Here is a 5,310-nt window from a genome sequence, read left to right on the forward strand (position 1 = left end):
GGCGTCGGTGGTCGTCGGGACGGCCTCGGTGGTCGTGGATGCGCTCATCGTCCGGCTCCCGTCAGGTCGGTGGTGCGCGGACCTCCCGCTGCGGCCGCGGCGCGCAGCAGGGTGGCGGCGAAGACGTGCACCGCGGTGTTGCGCGGCAGCCGCACGCCGGCCAAGGGGGCGCGCCGGGTGACCGGCACCCGCTGGCAGAACAGTCCCGCGGGCACCCCGAACTGGACGTGCTGCGGGTAGTGCATGGCCGGGGTGCGGAACGCCTCCGACTCGCCGAAGACGGCCGGCGCGGCCCAGAAGTCGGACAGCCGCAGCGCCTCGAAGTCGACCGTTCCGTCGGCGAAGTGGAGCGCCACCTCGTCCTCCACCCGGCGCTCGGCGGCGGCCAGCAGGTAGAGCCAGTCGTAGCGGTCGGGCTGCACCTCCAGCAACTGCCCGGCGCAGCGCACGTTGTCGGGTCCGCCGGTGCCGAACGGCGGCACCAGGAAGGGCACCTCGTCCACGGTCACGGTGGTGCCGGGCTCGGGGAGGTGCTCGGCGGAGAAGGAGTTCCGCCACACGTTGAACGCCCCGGTGGAGGTGGCGGCGGCCCGTGAGGCGCCGATGTTGTCGAAGACCGCGGACAGATCCAGGATCCGCGTCGTGGTCGAGGCCGTGCTCGGCACCGGCTGCTCCTTCCGGAAGGTGGTTCGCGACGGGTTGGCTTCCGGTCTCGACCGTACGAAGGGGCGCACCCGTCCGGCAGCCGCGTGACGGGTACTTCCGGTTCACCACGGCGCTGAGGAAAACGGGGGTAACTCCACGGGGGGCGGTTTCGGGTAAGCCTCAGGATGAATCCCGCGCCCACATCCTCCGCGGCCGCCCGCGCCCCGCCCCCGGCGTGCTTCTCTGGCATTCGGCACCGCATTTCCGAATCAGGAACCAGACCCGTGTCAGGAACCAGAGAGGAGCCGATGATGGACGCAGGCGGAGAGCGCATGCTGCTGGCCATGTGGAGCGCACCGCGCAGCCGCTCCACGGCGTTCGAGCGGATGATGATGGAGCGCGGCGACTTCACCGTGCTGCACGAGCCGTTCTCGCATGTGAAGGACTTCGGGACGGCCACGGTGCGGGGGCGCGAGGTGACCTCCGAGCGGGAGCTGATCGCGGAGCTGCGCGGTCTGCCCGGACTGACCTTCCTGAAGGACACCACCGACTTCGCCTATCCCGAGCTGCTGACCAGCCAGGGCTTCCTGCGCGAGACGGTGCACAGCTTCATCCTGCGCCACCCGCGGGAGGTCATCGAGTCGCACTTCGCCCTCAACTCCGGTCTCACGCGCGACGAGATCGGCTTCGCCCGGCTGTGGGAGATCCACCAGGCGGTGCTGGAGGCGGGCGGGCCGGAGCCGGTCGTGGTGGACTCCGACGACCTGCTCGACCGGCCCGAGGCGACCGTGCGGGCGTTCTGCGAGCGGGTCGGCATCCCGTTCGTGCCGGCGGCTTTGCAGTGGAAGCCGGGCGAGCCGGGCCAGTGGGGGCGGACCTCGCGCTGGCACCAGGACGCCAGCGGCAGCAGCGGGTTCGCCCGTACCGAGAAGCGCTACGAGGTCACCGTGGAGAACGACGAGAAACTGGCCGCGTTCCTCCGCTACCATCTGCCGTTCTACGAGAGGCTGCGGGAGCGGCGCATTCGGCTGGACTGCCCGGCGGAAATAGCGTGACGCATTCCGGAGAACGGGGAAACGCCCGGCCGGCATTCCACCGGCCGGGCCTTTCCGTATTCCACTGGGAATGCGACAGGGAGAGGCGCATCCACCATCCGGCTACCCGCAGGCGCGCGCCGCAATCCTTCGCGCTTCGGCCTTGTCGGTCCTCAGCCGCCGTTGACCGGCAGGACGTCCGGCGAGAGCGCGCCGGCGTGGGAGGAGGCGCTGGTCATCCGGCGCCGGTGGTGGCGGCGGCACAGCACCTCGTAACCGATCTCCTCCGCCGAGCGGTTGACGTCCCCGACGACCACCTGCGCCCCCTCGACCACCATCTCGCCGCCGACCGTGCGGGCGTTGTGGGTGGCCCGCGCGCCGCACCAGCACAGTGCCTCGACCTGCAACTGCTCGATGCGGTCGGCCAGTTCGATCAGGCGCTGGGAGCCGGGGAAGAGCCGGGTGCGGAAGTCGGTGGTGATCCCGAAGGCGTAGGCGTCCATCCCGAGGTCGTCCACGATCCGGGCGAGCTGGTCGATCTGCTCGGGGGCGAGGAACTGCGCCTCGTCGGCGATCACGTAGTCGCAGCGGCCGCCCTGCGAGAGATGGCCGACCAGGTGGCCGTAGAGGTCGAAGCCCGCACCGGCCTCCACCGCGTCGGTGACCAGCCCCAGCCGGGAGGAGAGTTTGCCCTCGCCGGCCCGGTCGTCGCGGGTGTAGATCATGCCCTTCAGTCCGCGGGCGGAGCGGTTGTGCTCGATCTGCAGAGCCAGGGTGCTCTTTCCGCAGTCCATCGTGCCGGAGAAGAAGACCAGCTCGGGCATGGGGTGGTGACGGCCTTTCACAGGAGGGAAGCGGTGGGGCGGCGGCTCAGGTGCGGACTTCGAGGAGCGGCACGAGCTGCTCCGCCGGGGTCATCGAGCCGTGCAGCCCGGCCATCGCGGACTCGTTGGGCTCCCCGACCGAGGCGGTGATGATGACGTCGTCGCAGGCGGCGGCGACCACGTCGCCGATCCGGCCGTACACCCGCTCGTCCACCACCGGGCCGAACCAGCCGGCCGCGATGGCCTCGTCCCGGCCGGCCACCCAGAACTGCTCGCCGAGCACCTCGCGCCAGCAGGCCAGCACGTCGGCCTGGGCGCCGGGGACGGCGTACACGTGCCGGGCGCGGCCCTCGCCGCCGAGCAGGGCGACCCCGGCGCGCAGCTCCCAGTCCTCGTCGAAGTCGATGCGGGAGCGCTCGTCGAACGGGATGTCGACCATGCCGTGGTCGGCGGTGACGTACAGCGCGGAGCGCGGCGGGAGCTGCTCGGCCAGGCGCTGGGCGAGCCGGTCCACGGTCATCAACTGGCCGCGCCACTCGTCGGAGTCCACGCCGAAGCGGTGGCCGCTGCCGTCCACCTCGCTGTAGTAGGTGTAGACCAGCGCGCGGTCGGCCGAGCCGAGGAGCGCGGCGGACAGGTCCATCCGGTCCTCGCCGGCGGCCCGGCCGTGAAACGTTCCGCCACTGAGCGCGACCTTGGTGAGCGGGGTGGTCTCGAAGGTCGGCGAGGACACCTGCGCGGTGTGCACCCCGGCGGCGTCGGCCAGCGTGAAGACGGTGGGATGGGGCTGCCAGACGTGCGGCGGCGTCCACGGCTTCCAGCGGAGCTGGTTCATCAGCTCGCCGGTCGCCGGGTCGCGGACGGTGTAGCCGGGCAGGCCGTGCTCGCCGGGCGGCCGGCCGGTGCCGACGGAGGCCAGCGAGGCGGCGGTGGTGGCGGGGAAGCCGGCGGTGATCGGCCGGCCGGTGCCGCCGCGGGAGCCGGCGAGCAGCGAGTGCAGGAAGGGCGCGTAGTCGCGGTGGGCCTGGATCTGCTGCCAGCCGAGCCCGTCGATGAGGAAGACGCAGACCCGGTCGGCCGGGGCCAGCTCGGCGATCCGCGGGGTGAAGCCGGGGACCTCCAGGCCGGCGGCGACGGTCGGCAGCAGGTCGGCGAGCGAGCCGGTGCCGTACGCGGGAACCGGCGCGGTGGCCGGGTCCAGCGGCTTCGGGTCTTCGGGCCAGGCGGCGGCCGGGTGCGAGGGGTGGGTCATCAGCGGGTGGCCGCGGTGGCCTCGGACAGCGCCTGGGCGAAGGCGAGGGCCTGGCGGACCGTCTCGGGCCCGTCGCCGGCCTCGCTGACCCTCAGGCTCAGGTCGTCGGCGGTGGAGTTGCCGGTGTAGCCGTGGTCGGCGTCGCAGTTCGGGTCGCCGCAGGCGGCGGGCTCCAGGTCGATCCGGGAGACCGCGCCCCAGCCGATGGTGAGGACCACCTCGCGGGGCAGGGTGCCGGGGGCGTACGACTCGGGGTTGGCCACGACGCGGCTGAGCACCACGGAGGAGATCCGGCCGAGCTTGACGGACTCGGTGGAGGTGGTGGCGTAGGGGGTCGGGGAGCTGGTGTCCGCGTTCTGCTCGTCGGTGTGGCTGACGATGAAGCGGGTGGCGGTGAGCACCAGCACGGTGACGTGCCGGCGGACCTCGTTGGCGTCGAAGGTGGTCTCCTGGTGGACCAGGTACGAGGCGATGGGCTCGCCGCCGACGGCCGCCTCCACGGCCTCGGCCACGAGGGCCGGGTAGTAGCCGCTGCGCTCGATCGCCGCGCGCAGCCCCTGGGTCGTCGTACCGGTCTTCGCCATGGCCCCCATCCTACGGGGGGCCGGTGCCTGCCCGGGACGGCCGCGGTGTCCCTCTCCCCCGGCCCGCTGCCCGTTCAGTAGCTGGGCAGCCGGCGGGGGCCGAGGTCGCCGAGCGCCGGGGGCGGGGCGAGCCGGACGGTGGCGCCGAGCACCGACAGGCCGCGCGGGGCGACGATGACCGGTTCCAGGGCCGCCGAGACGATCTCCGGGTGGTCGTCGACCAGCCGGGACACCCGCAGCAGCAGCTCCTCCAGGGCGGCGGTGTCCACCGGGTCGGAGCCGCGCCAGCCGAACAGCAGCGGGGCGGTGCGCAGGGAGCGGATCTGCTCGGCCACGTCCCGGTCGGTGGCCGGAACGAGCCGGTGCGCCATGTCGCCGAGGAGTTCGGAGGGGGCGCCGGCCAGGCCGAAGGAGAGGACGGCGCCCACGCCGGGGTCGATGGCGGCGCGGACCACGGTGTCCACGCCCCGGGGCACCATGGCCTGTACGACCAACTGGAGTTCGGCGGGCTTGCCCAGGGTCTCGGTCAGCTCCCGGTAGGCGGTGCGCAACTGCTCCTCGCTCGCCAGGTCCAGGCGTACGCCGCCGAGGTCGGGCCGGTGGCGCAGGTGCGGGGCGGTGGTCTTCAGGGCGACCGGGTAGCCGAGCCCGCGGGCGGCCCGGACGGCCTCGTCGGGGCCGGGCGCGGGCAGCACCGGCTGGACGTGGATGCCGTAGCGCCCGAGCAACGTGCGGGCGGCGTCCGGCGGCAGCGCGGCGCTCCGCTCGTCCGCGTCCGGGCCGAGCGCGCCTTCGATCTGCGCGGCGGCCCCGGCCTCGTCGATGCCCTCGTACTCCGGCACCCGTCCCGGCTCGGCCGCCCCCCGCCGCCACTGCGCGTAGCGCACCGCCTCCGCCAGCGCCCGCACCGCCCGCTCGGCCGCCGGGTACGCGGGGATCCGCCGCCCGGGCGGCGGATCCGCCGCGTACCC

Annotated in this window: 6 protein-coding genes; 1 reads left to right on the top strand and 5 read right to left on the bottom strand. The window is 73.5% G+C overall.

Going from position 1 to position 5,310, the window contains the following annotated elements:
• Positions 1-44: 44 nt before the first annotated feature.
• Positions 45-665 (bottom strand): hypothetical protein, encoded by a 621-nt coding sequence (locus C6N75_RS25050; protein WP_105871157.1) that lies wholly within the window; start codon positions 663-665, stop codon positions 45-47.
• Positions 666-929: 264 nt separating this feature from the next.
• Between C6N75_RS25050 and C6N75_RS25055 the strand changes: the two genes are divergently transcribed.
• Complete coding sequence (locus C6N75_RS25055) at positions 930-1,700, top strand: sulfotransferase-like domain-containing protein (protein WP_258177599.1); 771 nt, start codon at positions 930-932, stop codon at positions 1,698-1,700.
• Between the two features lie 152 nt (positions 1,701-1,852).
• On the opposite strand, the gene C6N75_RS25060 is transcribed toward C6N75_RS25055, so the two are convergent.
• The 4 genes from C6N75_RS25060 to C6N75_RS25075 form a co-directional block, all read right to left on the bottom strand.
• Positions 1,853-2,503, bottom strand: a complete 651-nt coding sequence (locus tag C6N75_RS25060) for a thymidine kinase (RefSeq protein WP_105871158.1) — start codon at positions 2,501-2,503, stop codon at positions 1,853-1,855.
• A 46-nt stretch (positions 2,504-2,549) separates the two neighbouring features.
• Complete coding sequence (locus C6N75_RS25065) at positions 2,550-3,755, bottom strand: alkaline phosphatase family protein (protein ID WP_105871159.1); 1,206 nt, start codon at positions 3,753-3,755, stop codon at positions 2,550-2,552.
• On the bottom strand, positions 3,755-4,339 hold the full coding sequence (locus C6N75_RS25070; protein ID WP_105871160.1) for a DUF5998 family protein: 585 nt from the start codon (positions 4,337-4,339) through the stop codon (positions 3,755-3,757). The genes C6N75_RS25065 and C6N75_RS25070 overlap by 1 nt, the downstream gene beginning before the upstream one ends.
• A 74-nt stretch (positions 4,340-4,413) precedes the next feature.
• Positions 4,414-5,310 (bottom strand): acetate--CoA ligase family protein (locus tag C6N75_RS25075; protein WP_181160608.1); only part of this gene is annotated, 897 nt, incomplete at its 5' end.

The organism is Streptomyces solincola, assembly GCF_002982015.1.
In the GTDB taxonomy this organism is placed as follows: domain Bacteria; phylum Actinomycetota; class Actinomycetes; order Streptomycetales; family Streptomycetaceae; genus Streptomyces; species Streptomyces solincola.